The organism is Mesorhizobium sp. USDA 4132 (genome assembly GCF_056279545.1).
This window is the reverse complement of the sequence record NZ_JBWCCP010000002.1, coordinates 1080042-1098746: the sequence shown is the minus strand read 5'-3', so window position 1 is coordinate 1098746 and position 18705 is coordinate 1080042. Positions and strand designations below refer to the sequence as shown.

At 61.8% G+C, this 18705-nt stretch carries 15 protein-coding genes; 5 read left to right on the top strand and 10 right to left on the bottom strand.

Annotation, left to right across the window (positions count from 1 at the left end; translation table 11 throughout):
- Positions 1 to 74: 74 nt before the first annotated feature.
- The 10 genes from ACZ9IU_RS27860 to ACZ9IU_RS27815 form a co-directional block, all read right to left on the bottom strand.
- Positions 75 to 1451, bottom strand: coding sequence for a M20/M25/M40 family metallo-hydrolase (locus ACZ9IU_RS27860; RefSeq protein WP_040124662.1), 1377 nt, complete (start codon positions 1449 to 1451; stop codon positions 75 to 77).
- A 1-nt stretch (position 1452) separates the two neighbouring features.
- Positions 1453 to 2205, bottom strand: coding sequence for a hydantoinase/oxoprolinase family protein (locus tag ACZ9IU_RS27855; protein WP_498957825.1), 753 nt, complete (start codon positions 2203 to 2205; stop codon positions 1453 to 1455).
- On the bottom strand, positions 2162 to 3502 hold the full coding sequence (locus tag ACZ9IU_RS27850; protein WP_498957824.1) for a hydantoinase/oxoprolinase family protein: 1341 nt from the start codon (positions 3500 to 3502) through the stop codon (positions 2162 to 2164). Before ACZ9IU_RS27850 ends, ACZ9IU_RS27855 begins: the two co-directional genes overlap by 44 nt.
- Positions 3489 to 5327, bottom strand: coding sequence for a hydantoinase B/oxoprolinase family protein (locus ACZ9IU_RS27845; RefSeq protein ID WP_051900691.1), 1839 nt, complete (start codon positions 5325 to 5327; stop codon positions 3489 to 3491). Before ACZ9IU_RS27845 ends, ACZ9IU_RS27850 begins: the two co-directional genes overlap by 14 nt.
- A 47-nt stretch (positions 5328 to 5374) precedes the next feature.
- Positions 5375 to 6379 carry an NADPH:quinone reductase gene (locus tag ACZ9IU_RS27840; RefSeq protein WP_040124665.1) on the bottom strand — a complete coding sequence of 335 codons (1005 nt, stop codon included), beginning with the start codon at positions 6377 to 6379 and terminating at the stop codon, positions 5375 to 5377.
- A 12-nt stretch (positions 6380 to 6391) separates the two neighbouring features.
- Positions 6392 to 7375: an oligopeptide/dipeptide ABC transporter ATP-binding protein gene (locus ACZ9IU_RS27835; RefSeq protein WP_040125762.1), complete on the bottom strand. Its 984-nt coding sequence runs from the start codon at positions 7373 to 7375 to the stop codon at positions 6392 to 6394.
- A gap of 2 nt (positions 7376 to 7377) precedes the next feature.
- A complete protein-coding gene (locus ACZ9IU_RS27830) occupies positions 7378 to 8391 on the bottom strand; it encodes an ABC transporter ATP-binding protein (RefSeq protein WP_051900442.1) in 1014 nt (337 codons plus the stop codon).
- Complete coding sequence (locus ACZ9IU_RS27825; RefSeq protein ID WP_157885297.1) at positions 8388 to 9302, bottom strand: ABC transporter permease; 915 nt, start codon at positions 9300 to 9302, stop codon at positions 8388 to 8390. The genes ACZ9IU_RS27830 and ACZ9IU_RS27825 overlap by 4 nt, the downstream gene beginning before the upstream one ends.
- Entirely contained in the window at positions 9295 to 10272 is a 978-nt protein-coding gene (locus ACZ9IU_RS27820) for an ABC transporter permease (protein ID WP_040124667.1), read from the bottom strand. The genes ACZ9IU_RS27825 and ACZ9IU_RS27820 overlap by 8 nt, the downstream gene beginning before the upstream one ends.
- Before the next feature lie 120 nt (positions 10273 to 10392).
- The gene (locus ACZ9IU_RS27815; RefSeq protein ID WP_040124669.1) at positions 10393 to 12045 is read right to left on the bottom strand and encodes an ABC transporter substrate-binding protein; all 1653 of its coding nucleotides are present in this window, start codon (positions 12043 to 12045) and stop codon (positions 10393 to 10395) included.
- Positions 12046 to 12330: 285 nt separating this feature from the next.
- Here ACZ9IU_RS27815 and ACZ9IU_RS27810 point away from each other — a divergent pair, with 285 nt between their 5' ends.
- The 5 genes from ACZ9IU_RS27810 (at position 12331) to ACZ9IU_RS27790 (ending at position 18675) form a co-directional block, all read left to right on the top strand.
- Positions 12331 to 13131 carry an IclR family transcriptional regulator gene (locus tag ACZ9IU_RS27810; protein WP_040124670.1) on the top strand — a complete coding sequence of 267 codons (801 nt, stop codon included), beginning with the start codon at positions 12331 to 12333 and terminating at the stop codon, positions 13129 to 13131.
- 178 nt (positions 13132 to 13309) lie between these two features.
- A complete protein-coding gene (locus tag ACZ9IU_RS27805) occupies positions 13310 to 15031 on the top strand; it encodes a M28 family peptidase (protein WP_040124672.1) in 1722 nt (573 codons plus the stop codon).
- Positions 15032 to 15634: 603 nt separating this feature from the next.
- Positions 15635 to 17281: a TonB-dependent siderophore receptor gene (locus tag ACZ9IU_RS27800; RefSeq protein ID WP_498957823.1), complete on the top strand. Its 1647-nt coding sequence runs from the start codon at positions 15635 to 15637 to the stop codon at positions 17279 to 17281.
- A complete protein-coding gene (locus tag ACZ9IU_RS27795; protein WP_498957822.1) occupies positions 17184 to 17750 on the top strand; it encodes a TonB-dependent receptor domain-containing protein in 567 nt (188 codons plus the stop codon). The genes ACZ9IU_RS27800 and ACZ9IU_RS27795 overlap by 98 nt, the downstream gene beginning before the upstream one ends.
- A 25-nt stretch (positions 17751 to 17775) precedes the next feature.
- Entirely contained in the window at positions 17776 to 18675 is a 900-nt protein-coding gene (locus tag ACZ9IU_RS27790; protein WP_437179073.1) for an alpha/beta hydrolase, read from the top strand.
- The last annotated feature ends 30 nt before the right edge of the window (positions 18676 to 18705 follow it).

Genomic DNA, 18705 nt, shown 5'->3' with positions numbered 1-18705 from the left:
TCGGTTCATAAAACCGGATTCCTCTCGATGATGTTCCAATCTTTGCGGGGATTTCTTTCGGCACAAAGGCAGGATTACGGCTTCATCTCACCCAGCTTTGTCAAAAGCGCCGCCCCCGTCTTGATGCCGGCAATGAACAAATCCAGCTTCAGGTTCTCATTCGGCGCATGGTTCGCTTCATCCGCATTAGCGTAAGGCACAACGAACGCCGGTTTCTTCAGGATCTTCGTGAACACGTAGTCCGGAAGCGAGCCGCCAACGGTCGGGTAGAGCAGCGGCTCGACGCCGCGGGCGGTAAAGATCGCGTCCCGGATGACCGGCGCGAACGGGCTGTCCATCGGCGTCTTCGACGGCAGCATGGCGTTGAGCGGCACGAATTCCACGTCCGGCGCATGGGCGGCGACATGCGCCCGTACCTTCTCGAACACGTAGTCCGGCGTCAGGCTTTCGACCAGGCGGATGTCGCATTTGGCAAACGCCTCACAGGGCAGAACCGTCTTCTGGCCCGGCCCGCCGTAACCGCCATGCAGGCCGTTGATGGTCAGCGTCGGGTGGAACATCAGCCGATCGAAATAACCGCGGTCGAGGGGCGCGTCGAGTTCCTTGATGCCGAGGTCCGCCTTGATCGCCTCGAGATCGAGCGGCAGCTTGTCGACCGCCTCGCGCTCCATATTGGTCGGCGGCACGACGACGTCGTGCAGGCCGTCGATGGTGATCTCGCCCTTGTCGGTCTTCATCGTGGCGAGCAGATGCACGAGCTTCCAGATCGCATTCGGCATCACCCCGCCGAAATTGCCGGAATGGGCATCGCGATTGGCGGTCTTCGCGCGCAGCTCGAAGGATGCGACACCGCGTACGCCAAAGGTGATGATCGGCGTATCGGATTCATGCAGCGGACCGTCGGAGGTGACGACCAGATCGGCGGTATCCAGCTTGTCGGCATGCTCAGCCACGAATTCGGCGATATGCGGGCTGCCGATTTCCTCTTCGCCTTCCAGCAGGAAGATGACGTTGCAGGGCAGTTCGCCGGTCACCTTCAGATGCGATTCCAGCGCCATCAACTGGGCGAAATGCTGACCCTTGTTGTCGCCGATGCCGCGCGCATAGATGCGCCCATTGCGGATCGTCGGCTCGAAGGGCGGGCTGTCCCAGAGTTCGTAGGGCTCCGGCGGCTGCACGTCGTAATGGCCGTAAAGCAGGACGGTCGGCTTGCCCGGCTGCTTTTCCATGCGGCCCAGAACCATCGGGTGGTTCTTGGTCGGGATGGTGACCGCCTCCATGCCCATGCCGTTCAGCATGTCGACGAGGATGGCCGCCACTTCCGCGATGCCCGTGTTCTGGGCGCTGATCGAGGGATGGCGGACATAATCCATCACCCGCTCGATGAAGCTTTCGCGGTTTTCTTCGATATGCGCGAAGACGCGCTCCAGATCACTCTCTTGCTCAGTCATCTCATGCATCCTGCTTGGCTGTCAGAAGGAGGGCGCCGGAACCATGCACCGTGCCGCTCCAGCCGGGTGCGACCAATGTCGTCGTGTCGAGCTGGGTGAGGATCATCGGCCCCTTGAACGTGGCGCCTGCACCGAGCGTCGAGCGGTCGACGACCGGAACGCTGGTGACGCCGCTTTCGAAATGCACCGGCACATAGTCGAACGGAGTAACGTCGGAACCCTTATCGAGGATCGCCGGCGGCGGTTCGATCGTTATGCCGGCGGCTTCGACCCGCAGCGTCACGAGCTCGATCGCCGCTTCCAACGCAAAACCGTAAAGCGCCTTGTGTTCGGCGGCGAAGGCAGCTTCTACTGCCTCGCGGGTCTCGTCCCAGGTCACGGCAAGCTCGCCGCCCTGGCCGTGATAGCGCAGCAGCGCCACGGTCGCGATGCGGCGATCCTTTTCGGCCACGCCTTCGGTCTCGAACCAGGCGGAGGCCTGGGTCTTGAGCTCGGCGATGATACCGTTGGCGGTCGCCACATCCACGGCACCGGCTTTCGGCAGCGTGCGGCTGAATTCCGCCTTGAGGTCGGCGGCGAGCAGGCCGTCGGCGCAGAGAATGCCCGGAGCCGGCGCGATCATGACCCGGGAAATCCCGAGCAGTTCGGCGAGCGCGCAGCCATGCAAGGGACCGGCACCACCGAAGGGCACCAGCGTGAAGTCGCGCGGATCATGCCCGCGTTCGACCGAAACGACGCGCACCGCGCCGACCATGTGGTTGTCGACGATCGCCAGAATGCCCCCGCGCCGCCGTCGCCGTCGAAAGACCGAGCGGGTTCGCGACCTTGCCGTCGACCGCCTTGCGGGCAGCCTCGACATCGAGCGCCATGCGGCCGCCGAGGAGACGGGCCGGGAGGTGGCCGAGCACGACATGGGCGTCGGTCACCGTCGGGTTCTCGCCGCCGTGACCATAGGCGGCCGGCCCCGGGCGAGCACCGGCGCTCTGCGGGCCGACGGTCAGCGTGCCATCCGCCACCTTGGCGATCGAACCACCGCCGGCGCCGATCGTCACCATGTCGACCATCGGCAGCGGCAGCGGCCATTCGCCGACCTTGCCGTGTTGGGTGAGCCCGATCTTGCCATCCTTGATCAGGCAGATATCGGCACTGGTGCCGCCGATATCGACGGTGATGATATCCTTGATGCCGCAGGCGGCGGCAACTGAGCGCGCACCGACCACGCCGGCGGCGGGGCCGGACAGTGCCGTCAGCGCCGGAGCCTGGCGGATGGTGGCCGCACCGGCGACACCGCCATTCGACTGCATCAGCAGCAGCGGGGCTGTGACCTTCTCGTCCTCAAGCCGCTTTTCGAGGCGTCCCACATAGGTGGTGACGCCGGGCATGACGGTAGCGTTGAGCACAGTCGTCAGGGTGCGCTCGAATTCGCGCACGACAGGCAGAACGTCGGTCGAGGTGGTGACGGCGAGATGCGGCAGTTCTGCGCGAAGAATGTCCGCCGCGCGCTTTTCATGCACCGGGTTGGCAAACGCATGCAGCAGGCAGACGGCCACCGCCTCGACGTCCATTCCACGGATCGCTTCGGCCGCAATCCGCACGCTGTCCTCGTCCAGCGCGTCGAGCACCGCCCCGCCGGCAGCGATGCGCTCGTCGATCTCGACGATGCGCGATGCCGGCACGGGCCGCTCCGGCTTCACCCAGGTGTAAAGGTTCGCCTTGCGGGGAATGTCCTGGCGGCCGATGTTCAGCACGTGGCGGAAACCCTTGGTGGTGACCAGCGCCGTGCGGGCGCCCTTGTCTTCCAGGATCATGTTGGTCGCGACGGTGGTGCCATGCAGGACCTGGCCGAGCGATGAGGCCTCGCGGCCGGCATCGGTGAGCGCTAGCCGGATACCGTTCAGGAATGCCTCCGAAGGATCGGAGGGCACGCTAGGCGTCTTGGCCCGCCAGACCTTGCCGGTGGCGCGGTCGAGAAGGGCCACGTCAGTGAAGGTGCCGCCGATATCGACGGCGACGGAAAGGGACGTATCGACAAAGGTCTCAGGCGAGGACATCGACATACTCCTGACGATGGAATGCACGGGTGGCGGGGCGGTTGGCGCGAAGTGTGGCCGTAGCCGCGTGGTCAACCTTGGTGCCCTTCACGACAACGCCATAGAGGCGTTCGGCCGACTCGACACTGACGAAACCGCCGAGCACGTCTTCGAGAATGGCATCGAGATTACGGTCGAACGGATGGCCATAGCCGCCGCCCCCGCCGGTCTCCATGCGCAGCACGTCGCCCTTGACCAGCCGGTTGCCGTCCGAAAGCGGCGGAACCATGCGCTGGTCTGGCCGGCCTGGATTGATGGTGACGCGGCCGGTACCGCCACCCATGCCGCCATTGATGCCCCAGGGCGGGTTCTTGACGCTGTCGATGCGCACCGCAAGCATCATGTCTTCGGCAAGAATCTCGTATTCGCGGATGATGCCGCAGCCGCCGCGGAACTTGCCGGCACCACCGGAATCCTTGACGATGCCATAGGTGCGCAGGCGCACCGGATACCCGACTTCGAGGAACTCGACCGGATAGTTCTCCTGCGCCACGAAATAGACCGCGTCGATGCCATCCGAATCCGGCCGCGCGCCGTAACCGACGCCGATGCCATCGGCGAGCAGGAAGCGCTTCAGGTCGCCCGCGTCATCCTTGTAATTGCCGCGCATGATGGTGATGACATAGGCCGAATTGGAAGCCGGCGCCTTGCCGCCCGCCGTGTTGACGAGACCGTTGAGAGCCGACAGCACGCGCATCATGGTCAGGCCGCGCATACCGAGCGAGGCCGGGAAGTTCGGCTGCAGGAACGAGCCCTGGCGCAGGTTCACGGCATCCAGCGCCTGCGGGCCGCCGGCATTGCACACCTGGCCCGGATCGCCGCCGAGATAGAAGAGACCGAGCGCCATGCCCGGCACACCGCGGTTCATCAGGAAGTTGACCGGACCGGGCGCCTGATCGTCGGACTCGGTCGCATCGAACGTGAACTTGTCCTCGCCATTCGCCAGCTTCTCGCGGGTCAATGCGAGGCGCATCTTGAACGGGCCATTACCGTGGCCGTCGCTGTCGATCGCATCGGTGAATTTATGGGTGCCGTAGTCGAAGGTCTCCGCGAGCTTCGAGCGCACCAGCTTGCGGGTGCGGGTGAGCAGCTGCGCCAGCGCATCCTCCACAACATCGGAGCCGAAGCGGTCGAGGATCTCGCCGATGCGCTTGACGCCCACATCGACACTCGCCATCAGCGCCCGCATGTCGCCGATGCTCTGTTCGGGAAAACGGGAATTGCGATGGAAGATCGACAGCGTCGCCTCGTTGGTCACGCCCCCATCCATCAGCTTGGTGACCGGGATGATGATGCCTTCCTGATAGATGTCGGTCGCATCCGGGCTGATCGAGCCCGGCCGCATGCCGCCGATATCGGCGAAATGCGCCCAGCTCATCACGAAGGCGCAACGCTTGCCATCCTTGAAGACCGGCGCCAGCAAAACCTGGTCGTTGGAATGCGAAACCGCGCCGCGCGAGCCGTAGCAGTCATTGTACCAGTAGAGATCGCCGGGCTTCATCGTATCGGCCGGGAACTTGTCGAAGACCGGGCCGGTCATGTCGCCGAAGACAGGCACCATGGAACCGACCGCCATCACGCCTTCGCCGTCGAACAATGCCGTATAAAAATCCTTCTTCTCGCGAATGAAGGCGGAAATTGCGGTGCGCTCGAGCAGCGCTTCCATTTCCGACTGGGCGGCCGCGATGGCGCCGCGGATGATTTCGAGCGAGACGGGATCGCAGACGGCCCCTTCCGGTTTTACCGCCCTGGCGGGCGTGCTTTCGCTTTCCTTGGGATTGTACATCTTGGAATCCTCGTTGGATGCTGTGGAATGGATCGACCGGGGCCTCATCACGCGCCTCCGATCAGGACGACGACATTGCCGAGGCCACCGCGCTCGACGCGCTCATGGGCCTTGGCGATGTCTTCGAGGGGGAATGTCGCGCCGATGGCGACCTTGAGCCTGCCGGCATCGGCGAGCTCGGCGATCATCTTTTCACCCGCCAGCCGCTGATCCTCGGGGATCAGAAAACCCTGGATGAAGCGCAGGTTGGCGCCTTTGGCTGCGAAGGCGTAGTAGGGAAGCACAGGCGTCGGATTGCTGCTCGACGAATAGGAGGCAACAGTGCCGTTGCGTTTCAGGACGGCCGCGTCGAACTCCAGATTTGCGCCGAAATCGACCTCGACGACGCGATCGACGCCCTGTCCTTCGGTCAGTTCGAGAATACGAGCCGACACATCTTCCTGTTTGCGATCGATCGTTGCGAAGGCACCGGCTTGCCTCACGTGGGCCGCAGCTTCCGGCGTGCTCACCGTACCGATCACCCGCGCTCCACCGGCAACCGCCATCTGCACCGCAAAATGACCGACCGCACCGGCCGCACCGTTCACGAATATGGTCTGCCCGGTAACCGGGCCATCGGAGAAGACGGCGCGATAGGCGGTCATCGCCGGCACGCCGAGATTGGCGCCGTCGGCGAAACTCAAGGCATCGGCAAGTTTCACCGCCTGGTGGGAAGCGATTGCGATAAACTCGGCGGCGGTGCCGAACGCGCGGCCCGCTTCGCCATATCCGCCCTGGGCATTCCATATCCAGACCCGTTCGCCGATGCGCGCCGGATCGACGCCCGCCCCGGCGCCGACGATCTCGCCGGCACCATCCGTATGCGGAATGATCAGCTTGTGATCCATGCCCATGCCGCGCCAGCCGCCACGGCGTTTCACGTCGGCAGGATTGATGCCGGACGTATGCACGCGCACCAGCACCTCGCCGGGACCGGCGACCGGTGCAGCCATTTCGCCGACGGAGAGAACCTCCGCGGCGGGACCGGTGCGTGTGTAGGAAGCGGCGAACATCGATAACTCCAATCAGTACAGATGGCAGGCGACGGTGCGGGTTCCGACCGGCTTCGGCTGAGGTATCTCGGCCGCGCAGCGCGCATGGGCAGCCGGACAGCGGTCGCGAAACACGCAGCCGGAGGGTGGATTACGCGGGTCCGGCGCGCCGCGGCCGATCGGCAACGGCTCGTGGCTCTGGTCCGGATTGGGAACCGGCACGGCCGCGACCAGCGCTTTGGTATAGGGGTGCAAAGGTTCGCGAACGATATCCTCGGTCGGCCCGTCTTCCATGATCCGGCCGAGATACATGACGATCGTCCGCTCGCAGACGTAACGCACCAGCGCCAGATCGTGGCTGATATAGATCGCGGTCAGCCCCAGCCGGTCGCGCACATCGCGAAAAACGTTGAGCACGCCGGCGCGCACAGAGACGTCGAGCATCGAGACCGGCTCGTCGGCGACAACGAATTCCGGCTGCAGGATCAGCGCCCGCGCCATCACGACGCGCTGCAACTGTCCGCCGGACAGGTGATGCGGATACCGGTCGAGAAACTGCGCAGGCTCCGGCAGTTTCACCAGTTCGAGCGCCGTGATGATCCGGGCCTCGCGTTCGCGCTTCGGAATGGCGGCATTTTCCAACGGCTCGGCCAGCGTCTGGCGGATGGTGAACCGCGGATTGATCGCATCGAACGGGTTCTGGAAGATCAGCTGCGCCTTGGAGCGGAATTTCTTCAACCCGCTGCCGCGCACCGAGCCGATCTCCTCGCCGTCGAAATGGATTGTGCCGCCGGTCTTTTCTTCGAGCTTCAGCAGCAGCCGGCCCATCGAGGTCTTGCCGCAGCCGGATTCGCCCAGTAGGCCGACGCTTTCGCCGCGCCCGATATCGAAGCTGACGCCATCGACGGCTTTCACCACCGTCGACTTGCCGCGCATCGCCGCGAACGCACCGCCGACAGCATAATGCAGCTTGGCATCGAAGACCGAGACCAGAATATCCGGCCTTTTGGTGATCATGTTCATGCCGGGGCCATCCATGTCTCCGTCTTGGCGGCTTCGATACGCAAGGCAGCACTCTCGTTGGCGCGGTGGCAGAGCACCGGATGATCCGGCGCGACGTCGATGACCGGGGGCTCTGTGCCGCAGATGTCGAGCGCGAAAGGACAGCGCGGCTTGAACCGGCAGCCGGCCGGCGGATTGGCAAGGTTCGGCGGCGCGCCTTCAATCGGGGTCAGGATGCCGGAGGCTCCCTGCAGATCCGGAAAGGCGTTGCGCAGGCCCATCGTGTAGGGATGCGACGGCGCTGTCAGCGCCGCCTGCATGGTGCCGGATTCGGCCACCTTGCCGGCATACATGACGACGGTGCGGTCGCAGATATAGGCGACGACCGAGATGTCGTGGGTGACGAGAATGACCGAGACGCCGAGGCGGGTCTGCAATTCCTTGAGCTGGTCGAGGATCTGCCGCTGCACGATGACGTCGAGCGCCGTCACCGGCTCGTCGGCGATGATCAGCTTCGGATCGAGCGCGAGCGCCAGGGCAATCGCGACGCGCTGGCGCATGCCGCCGGAGAACTGATGCGGATAGTCGGCCAAGCGGTTGGCATCGATACCGACCATCTCGAACAGTTCTTCGGAACGAGCACGGGACTGTTTGCGGCTCAGGCCGCCGCGGCGACGCAGCACTTCGTCGAGCTGGTATGCGACCGTATAGACTGGATCGAGCGAGTTCATCGCGCTCTGGGGAATAAAGGCGATATCGCGCCAGCGCAGCGCATTCATCTCCTTTTCGGGGATCCTTGCGAGATCCTTGCCGTCGAACAGGATCTGTCCGCCGGTAATAGCGGCATTCTCGGCGATCACCCGCGTCAGCGCCCGGGCAACCGTCGTCTTGCCGCAGCCGGATTCACCGACGAGGCCGGTGATCGAGCCGCGCGGAATGTCAAAGCTCGCGCCGTCCACGGCATGGACGAAATTGCGCCCCACCTGATAGCTGACCCGAAGATCTCTCACGGAAAGAAGGGGTTCGCTCATCGGCTCAACTTCGGGAAGAGGATGTTTTCATAACCGCGGGTGATGAAGAAGCCCGCGCTGACGACGAGGATGATGCAGATGCCCGGCGGCACGAACCAGTAGAAGGCCTGTTTGGCGAGCGCCTGGCTGGCAAACGCATCCTGCAGCATATAGCCCCAGCTGATCGAGTTGGGGTCCCCGAAGCCTAGGAAACTGATCGACGCTTCGGTCAGGATCGCCCAGCCGATGGCGATCGATCCGTAGAGGAAGGACAGCGGCAGGATATTCGGCGCGATATGGCGCAGGATGATCTTGAAATCGGAAGACCCCGCCACTCGCGCCGCCTCGACATAACCACGGGTACGCAACGTCAGCACCTGGCTGCGGATGACACGGGCGGTATCGCGCCACAGAACGAGCGCCATGGCGATCACCACGTTCCAGATCGACGGCCGCAGGAAGGCGGCAAGCACAATGACGAAGGGCAGGAAGGGAATGCCGAAGGCGATATCCGCAAGCCGCATCAGGATAGCATCCACCCAGCGGCCGAAATAACCGGCCACGAGGCCGATGATCGAGCCGATCAGTGCCACCATGAAGGCGGCGGTGATGCCGATCAGCAGTGCCGAGCGGCTGCCATAGACGAGTTGCGAGAAGATGTCCCGGCCGAGGCTGGTGGTTCCCATGATGAAACCATCTTGCCCCGGCCGGAGGTCCGCCGCGAGATCGTAGGCTGGCGTGTAGAGGATTTCGGTCGGGTCATGCGTGGCGATCTGATCGGCGAACACCGCAACGACGATGAACACCAGATAGATGAGAAGACCGGCGACCGCGAACGGGTCGTTCATCGGCAGTCTCAGCGCGCGAAACATCCGGGCAATAATATGGGGGCGTCTCGGCTTGATGATGGCGGGTGCGGCGATCTCAGGCATGGGAAATCCTTGGATCGAGGAAAGCATAGAGCAGGTCGGCGGCCAAATTCATGAAGATCACCACGAGCGCGATCATCAGGAAGGCGCCCTGCGCCAGCGGATAGTCGGAAGCGGCGACCGCGTTGACCAGTTCGCGGCCGAGGCCGGGCCAGGAGAATACCGATTCCACCACGACATTGCCCTGCAGCTGATAACCGACGGCGATCGCGAACGATGTCATCACCGGCAGCAGCGCGTTGCGGGCCGCATGACGCACCACCACCGTCCAGTTCGACAGGCCCTTGATGCGGGCCATGGTGACGAAGTCTTCCTTCATCACGTCGAGCATGTTGGAGCGCATCAGCAGAAGCGGCAGGCCCTGGCTATAGATCGCCAGCGTCGCCGCCGGCAGCGCCAGATGCGCCAGGAAGTCGCGCGAGGTATAGAGGTCGAGAAAGCCGGAATATTCGTTGCCGGGAGCGCGCGTGCCGCCCGCCGGCAGCCAGCCGAGCGAAAACGAGAAGATCGCCAGCATCACCATGCCGAGCCAGAATTCCGGCATGGCGCGGGTGGTCAGCACCAGCGGAATGGCCGCCTGCTCCACCCAACTTCCGCGGCGCCAGGCAAGATAGGCGCCGGCGAGAATGCCGAAGACATAAGCGACGATCAGCGAGGAAAATGTCAGGATCAGCGTGTTCGGCAACAGGATCCAGATGCGCTGGCCAACCGGCTCGCGGTAGCGAAAGCTCTGGCCGAGCTCGCCCTGCAGAAGATTGCCGAGATAGATCAGGTACTGGTGCCACAGCGGCTTGTCGAGGCCGAACTGGGCCATGAGCTGCTGCTGCTGCTCGAGCGTAAAGGTCGGATCGATATAAGCGGCCATCGGGTTGCCCGGCATCAGCCGGAACATCAGAAACAGGATGGTCACTACTGCCCATAAAACGAGAGCGAGCTGCAGCAACCTGCTGCCCACAGCCTTGAAATTCTTCATCTGAAAAAATTCCTTCTCTTGGCTCGGCGCCGCCTTGGGAGGACAAGGCGAGGCTGCCGATGTCAAGCGTCAGGCAAAAAGTGGAGGCGGCGCAGGGAGAACCCGCCGCCTCCGTGAAGATTACTTGGCGGCGATGGTTTCCTTGGCATCACCGGGATAGCGCAGCTTGCCGCCGTCCAGCGTATAGCCGGCATCCTTCAGGGTCTTGGCCGCAACGGCCTGACCGGTCTTGAAGCCATCGACGACCGACTTGTCATGCCAGAATTCGAGCGCCGGGGAGACGATCGAGTTGGAACCGACTGCGAAGCTCTTGTAGGCAGCCTTGACGATCAGCTGGCGGTCGACCGCTTCGGAAAGCGCGCGGCGGAAGGCCGGGTCATTGAAGGGCGGACGGCGTTCGTTGAAGGCGATGTAGCGGAAGCCCATGTCGACGGTGGAAACGACTTCCAGGTCGCCGTCCTTCTTGGCGGCGTCGATCAGCACCTGCGGATCGCCTGTGAACTCGCCCATGAAGTTGATTTCACCCGAGCGCAGCATGCCGAGTGCGGCTTCCGCGTTCGGTACGATACGCAGGATCCAGCGATCGACCTTCGGCGCGGCGAAGTGATCCTTGTTGGCGGCAAGCGTGACGGACTCGTTCTTCGCCCAGCTGGTGAACTTGAACGGACCGGAGCCGATCGGCATCTGCTCCTGATAGCTTTCCGCAGTCTCCGGCTTGGTGGCGAGATCCTTGAGGATCGGCTCCCAGATATGCTTCGGGATCAGGTTGACCTTGGCAAGGCTTGACGTAACGAAGGAGGCGGCCGGCTTCTTCAGCTTGAAGGTGATGACGTCGCCGCTGATGGCGATCGCATCGATATTCGTCGCGAAAGGCTTGTACATCGGGGCTTCGCCGCCGACTGCCGCTTCGAACGAGAACTTGACGTCATCAGGGGTGACCGGCTTGCCGTCATGCCATTTCATGCCGGACTTCAGCTTCACGTCGACCGTGGTGCCGTCCTTCCAGGTGAAGCTTTCAGCGGCCCATGCCTTCGGCAGGCCATCCGGACCGACACGCAGCAGGCGGTCCCAGACCAGTTCGGTGATCCAGCTGTCGACGCTGCCCGAAATATAAAGCGGATTGATTGCCTTGATATTGTCGGACGAATTGATGATCAGGTCCTTCTTTGCACCCGCCGGCTCGATGCCGAGGAAGGTCCAGGTGTTGCGGATGCCGATGCCGCTCTGGTTGACGACCGATTCCGGCTTCCAGACGGTCTTGTCGAAAGCGAAGGTCGACTTCGGATGCACCAGCATCATGTAGGGCTGATCCTTGGAGAGGATCTCCTGCGCTTTGAAGACCAGCGCCTTGCGCTTGGCCGGATCGATCTCGCCGCGCTGGGCTTCGGCGGTCGCATCGTAATCCTTGTTCAGGTAGCCCGCGAAGTTGTAGCCATCCTTGGCGGTCGAAGAATGAAAGAGGTTGAAGATGAGCTCGTCCGGATCGGAGCGCTCAGGCCGGCCGACCATCTGCCAGGCAGTCGAGTCCCACTGGTCGCGCTTGTACCAGACTTCGTCGGACATCTGCTCCCAAGGGATCGCCCGGACTTCGACATCGAGGCCGAGCTTGCGCCATTCCTGAGCAATCAGCTGGACGGACTGGAATTCCGCCTGCTGGCCGGCCTGCGGACGGGACAGGATGGTGATCTTGCGGATCGGATCGCCGGCCCAGGCGGGCAGAGCGATGGCCGTTACCACAAGAGCTGCAAATGCACTTCTCAAAACGGACTTCATGATCGTTCTCCTCTGAATAGCTTGACTATTCTCTTTGTTGGCAAAGGGTTTTCTCCCTCCGCATCGCAAATCCGAAATCGGCCTTCGAACACGTTTCCCGCGCGTTCAATGCCGACACTCAATCCACAGAATAAATTCACGAGCGCCTTCGAAGGGTTTGCAACCCGGCTCTCAATGTTTTATTGTGTGAAACATCGTTTCGCATTGATGGCGAGTAAAACACATTCCAAGAAGATTGCAAGAAGCTTCAAGCAATCCAAATCACATGCCGGAGGAGACCATCCGATGACCGAACCAAAAGACTACAAGATCGCGGCCGTGGACCGGGCGCTCGCCCTTCTCGAAGCCCTCGCCGATCGTCCGGACCAGGGCGTGACCTCGCTTGCAAAATCGCTGGGGATGACCAAATCGCTGGTCTTCCGCCTGCTGCACACGCTGGAGGAACGCGGCTTCGTATCGCGCGATCCGGAGCGTGCCGAATTCTCGCTCGGCTACCGCATCGGGGTGCTTGGCGAGCGCCTTGGCAAGGACGGTGCCCTGCTTTACGCCGCCCGGCCCGTCATGGATGCGCTCCGCGACCAGACATCCGAGAACGTCAACCTTGTCGTGCGGGAAGGCCTGAAGACCTACGTTCTGGCGACCCGCGCCGGCCGCCATTCGATCCGGCTTTTTGCCCAGGCGGGACGCAATGGCCCATTGCATGCGGGCGGTGGTTCGCTGCTTCTGCTGGCTTACGCCGATCCCTCGGTCATCGATGCGGTACTTTCCCAGCCGCTCGAAGCCTTCACGCCCTACACAATCACCGACCGGGCGAAACTGCGCCAGGCACTCGAACGCATCCGCGCCAACGGCTACAATATCGTGCTCAACGATCTCGATGAAGGCGCCTTCTCCGTTGCCGTCCCGATCACCGGCGCCGACGGCACCATCATCGCCTCGATCTCGGTCGCTGGCGCTGTCGCCCGTTTCGACGAAGAGCGGCGCGAAAGCCATTTGAAGGCCGCCCTCGACGCCGCTGCGGAAATATCCGAGCGCCTTTCGATCCACGGCCCTGGCGAAAACGGCCTCGTGAAATCAAGGGCTTGAGGCTCGATCAAGCCGATCTCCAATCATCCGGAAATAGACGGGCGCTTTGGCGCCCGTTTTCGTCAGTGCGATTTCTGGCCCTTCGAAGCCGCTTGCGGGGTCATCAAACCTCTGTTAGCGTTTTCAAGTTTTGTGAAACATTGTTTCGATAGATAAAACAGGTAGGGGAGTAACGGATATGAACGAGATCGAATCTGCCGTTCTGGGAGCGGTGACGCTGGATGAACCCTGGGCTCTGGTGGAGAGCTTTGCGACCTACAAGCGCGAGCATCCCACCGATGTGAACCGGGCCATGGACGAGGTCGCCGCGAGGCTCGCCAAGCACGGCGTCGAGGTCAAGATGCACGAAGCCGACCTCTTCCTCAGCCTGCCGGGCCTCGCCCGCGTAGAAGCCGGGGACAAGACCTTCCGCGCCAAGCCGCCATCCTATTCGCTGGACGCATCGAAGGGCGTGAAGGGCGAGATCGTTTATATCGCCAGTCTGCAGCCGAAGGCGATCTCGACCATGTTCGAAAAGACCGTCGACGGCACCGGGGAACTCGCTGCCCGGGTCCGCGGCAAAGTGGTTCTCTCGGAAGGTTTCGCCAATCCGGGTCTCGTTTCGCAGTTCACCGAGCTTGGCGCAGTCGGCGTCATCGCCATCAATCCGGGCGTCGACATCCATTGGGGCACCTGCACCACCGTCTGGGGCACGCCTGACCTTGACGACCTGCCGCGCAAGCCGTCGATCCCGGCCGTTGCCGTCAACCGCGAGAGCGGCGATGCGCTGATCGAATTTGCCAAGACCGGCACGGAGGTCACCATCTTTGCGGACATGGAAGAGGGCTGGTTCAAGTCGAAGCTGCCGGAAGTCTTCATCAAGGGCACCGAGGAGCCGGACAAATACGTCTTCCTGCACGGCCATCTCGACAGCTGGGATGTCGGTGTTGGCGACAATGCCACCGGCGACGCGACGATGCTCGAAATAGCCCGCGTTCTCTGGGCCAACCGAGACAAGCTGAAGCGCTCGATCCGCATCTGCTGGTGGCCGGGACACTCGACCGGCCGTTATGCAGGCTCAACCTGGTTCTCCGACAATTTCGCGCTCGACCTCGACGAAAACTGTGTCGCCTCGGTCAATTGCGACAGCCCCGGCTGCCGCTGGGCGACGGAATTCATCAATCTCTGCATGATGACCGAAACGGAAGCTTTCCTCTCCGACGTCATCGAGGAAGTGGCCGGCAAGAAAGCCGAGGCCGAGCGCCCGCACCGCGCCGGCGACTATTCCTTCAACAATATCGGCCTGTCGAGCTACCTGATGCTGTCCTCGACCATGACGGAACGCGACCGCGAGGAGAAGGGCTACTACACGGTCGGCGGCTGTGGCGCCAACATCGCCTGGCACACCGAAAACGACACGCTTGAGATCGCCGATAAGGACATCATGCTGCGCGACATCAAGGTCTATCTGCTGGCCGTGCTGCGCAATGCCAATGCAAAGATCCTGCCCTTCGACTGGCGTGCGACGGCACGAGAGTTCCTCCACACGGTCGACACCTACCAAAAGAAGGCCGGCGACCGCTTCGACCTTTCGCCGAGTCGCCGGGCCGTCGAGTCCTTGGCTAAAACACTCGCCGCATTCTACGCCGGGATCGACAGCGGCAAGATCGAAGCGAAGAGCGCCAACCACGTGATCCAAAGGCTCGCCCGCATCCTGGTGCCGCTGAACTACACCCGCGAGCAGCGATTCCGCCACGACCCGGCCCTGCCGATCCCGGAACTGCCGGCCATCTCGACGGCAGCCGATCTCGACAAGCTCGGCCCTGAGAAACTCGGTTTTGCCAAGACCCAACTCGTGCGTGGCCAGAACCGCGTGATCTCGGCGCTGCGTCAGGCAGAACAGTTGGTTCGCGCTGCCTGATCGCCAACACCTAGTCAAAAACCCCATAAAGTTGATGTCCAACTTTATGGGGTCAGTTCATCCCTAACCGCTCCCTTTTGTCCCTGTAGTTTTATCTTCCGCTTCTCGTTTTTACCCATCGGTCGTTGTCGTCCTCCCGTTGGGCAAGCGGCCCGGGATCGGGATGAGCGCCGAGGGCAGGCTCTGCCGAGATCGGTCATAAGGATCGGGAAAATCGAGAAAAATCGAAAGGCATCATTCCACTGGAGATGATGGGCGACGGTCCCAATCCGTTCAAAGCAGCTAGATCCCTCCTAGCGCATTTCACCGTCAGCGCCGGAAATCCGCCCTGCGAAGGCGGTGGAAGGGGAGGGTTTGGCAGAGCTGTTGGATGTAGACGTTATGGCCAGCCCTTCCGGTTCGCGTCGGCCATTGTCCGTTGCAATTTTGCGACCCTCCCCTCAATAAGATGAGTATGATACTCATATTTGATTGATCGACGAAGATTCGGCTTTTATAGCTGCGCTCGGCGAACCATCTCGCCCAGCGACCTTCTCTCGCTGCTCCCTCACATCCGTGATCTGTCAGGATCACCACCCAGTTTGCAGCCGAAGGGATCGGGCAATGACGTTATCTTTCAATCGGTTTTGTGCCCGCCGCCATCTTCTCGGCTCCACCGTATTCGTTGGCGCCGTGGCTGCAGCCATCATGCCTATTGGGGCAGTTGCGCAGGACGCGACTACGCTCGAACCCATAATCTTAAGAGGCTCCGGCGCTCAAACAATCAGTGAAGACAACGACACCATCGTTCCCGAGCGTTCGGTTTCCGCCTTGAAGACCGACACGCCGCTCGTCGAGACGCCGCGCTCCGTTTCCGTGATCACACGCAAGGAGATGGAGCAGCGTACCGTCACCGATATAATCCAGGCAACCCGGTACAGCTCCGGCGTGAGTACCGGTGGCTTCGGTTATGACCCGCGCTTCGATCAGATTTATATCCGTGGCATCGAGACCACCGTAAGCGGTGATTTTCGCGACGGCCTGCGCCAACCGGTGATGACCTACGGAACATTCACAACCGAAATATACACGCTCGACCGTGTGGAGGTGCTGAAGGGACCCGTGTCTGTTATGTACGGCGCGGCGAGCGCAGCCGGTATCGTCAACAAGATTTCCAAACTGCCGCTGCAGGAAGCTCACCATGAAGTCGAACTCCAATACGGGACGGTTGGCCGCAAGCAGGCCGCTTTCGATTTCGGCGGACCGATCGGCCAGAGCAACGATGCGTTTTACCGTGTCGTAGGTCTCGTCCGGGAAGGGGAGACCAACTACGATATTCAGGACGACCGTTACCTGCTGCAGCCGTCTTTTACCTGGGAGCCGACCGACAGCACCAAAATCACCATCTACGGCCTGGCCCAGGATACCGAAACCGCAGCCAGCGCCTGGACTTTCAAAAACGACGGCCAGATCTATCTCGTCAGCGACCCGGATTACGATTATCAGAAAATTCGGCAGTATCAGCTGGGCTACAAACTCGAACATGACTTTGGCAACGGCCTGACCTTCCGGCAGAACGCACGCGTGAGCGATCTGGACCTCAAGGCACGCTATCTCAACCGGATGACAATGTTCAGCGCCCCGGCCGATCCCTGGTCGACCGCAGGGGTTACGGACAAGATGCGTGCCTACCAGATCGACAACCGGCTCCAAGCCAAGTTCGAAACCGGCAGTGTGTCCCATACCATTCTCGCGGGACTGGATTACACTGCCGTAAACTCGGATTTTGCCGTCGGCTACGGGTCCACATTGCCAGGCAACGTTGGTAACGCACCAACGCCAGCGCTGACGGGCTTCACTGGCAACGACCTGCGTCAGACGGGGCTTTATGCGCAGGAACAGGCAGAGATCGGAAACTGGCGCTTCGTCGGCGGCTTGCGCTACGATTGGCTGGATCAGACCACCACAGATAAGGTCGCTGGCACAAGCGACGAGAGGGAAGACGGAGCTCTGTCTGGTCAGGTCGGCCTTCTCTATCTCTTTGACAACGGGATCGCTCCCTATGTGAGCTACGGAACCTCCTTCGTCCCTTCGACCGAGCTCTCTGCCTCAGGGGCCGTGCTGGAGCCAACCGAAGGCCGTCAGATCGAAGTCGGCATCAAATATCAGCCGGATGGCGAAAACTTCTCACTTAGCACGGCGGTTTATCGTTTGGTCGAAACCGCGCAAGCCGCAATATGCCGGCACGCCGATCCTCGTCCCTATCTATGAAAACTCGGGTGAGAATACGTTCACGGGCTTCGAGGTCGAAGGTCGAAAGACTTTCGACAACGGCATCAGCCTGATCGCCGCCTACACTTACACTCACGGGGAAATCACGGACAATCTCGACAGCTCCATTATCGGCAACACGCCAACGACGACACCCCGGCACGTCGCCTCTTTGTGGGTCAACTATGCAGCGTCTGAAGATACCGTGATCGACGGCCTCAGCGTCGGCGGTGGCATCCGCGCAACAAGCGAATCTTTCACCAGCGACGCCAACACCGGCAAGAACGCGGGAGTCGTGTATTTGGACGCCGCAATTTCCTATGACTTCGGTGCAAAAAATCCGGACCTGAAAGGACTTTCACTCTCCGTCAGCGCGACGAACCTCGCCAACCGCGAAGAGCAGGTCTGCAACGGCGGCTATTGCTACTTCGGCCAAGGCCGCACGGTTCTCGGATTCGCTGAAGTATAAGTGGTAGCAGGTGGAAGCTGGCGCCATGGCAGAAAATCTCAGCGAGTTGAGCATGACTGAAAAAACCTACCCGTTGCCCGGAACTGTTTGTTTTGACCTGGCACCAAAGGCGGGCGGCGAGCCCTATCGCATCTTCCTCTATATTCCCGCCGACGAACCTCCCGCCGAGGGATGGCCGCTTCTGGTCCTGACCGACGGGAATGCAACCTTTCCCTTTGCCGTCGCGAGCCTGGTAACGCAAGCGCCTTACCCGACCGGAACCAACGTCGGTTGGGGCGTTATCGCGGCGATTGGCTACCCCTCTGACGAACCCTATAACGCACTCCGCAGGGCGTGGGACCTGGGGCCTCCGCCGATCAAATCCTATCCCCCCTATTTTGACGGTGGCCCTGCCGTCCGCATCGGCGGGACGGGCGAGCTGCTCGATTTTATCGAGAAGCAGCTGCTTCCGCGGCTTTCCGAAATGGTGCGGCTCGATGCGATGCGGCGATCACTTTTCGGGCATTCTTTCGGCGGTCTTTTTACTCTCTACGCCCTTTTTGAACGTCCAGCGCTTTTTGCCAACTGGATTGCTGCCAGTCCGACCATTTATTGGGAAGGCAGTGAAATCCTGAACAATGAGGTGCGCCGCCAGCGCGTGGCGGGTCACGCGGCCTTCCTGCATCTGTCGGCCGGTGAGTACGAGGGGGATGAACTTGCTCCTTTCCAGTACCGAAACGAAGATGCAGCGTCTCGTCTGGAGAAGAGGAAAACCGAGCAGACGGTTGCGTTGGCGCAGGAAATGGCAGAGCGACTGAACCGTCCCGAGGACGGCATTCGCACACAGTTCGAGCTTTTTGCAGGGCAGACCCACATGTCCGTCCTCGGACCAGCCGTCAATCGCGCAGTGGGCATCGCTTTCGAAGTAGCGCACAAAAATGCCTGACAGACACCTGCGCCGTCGGCGCCACATTTT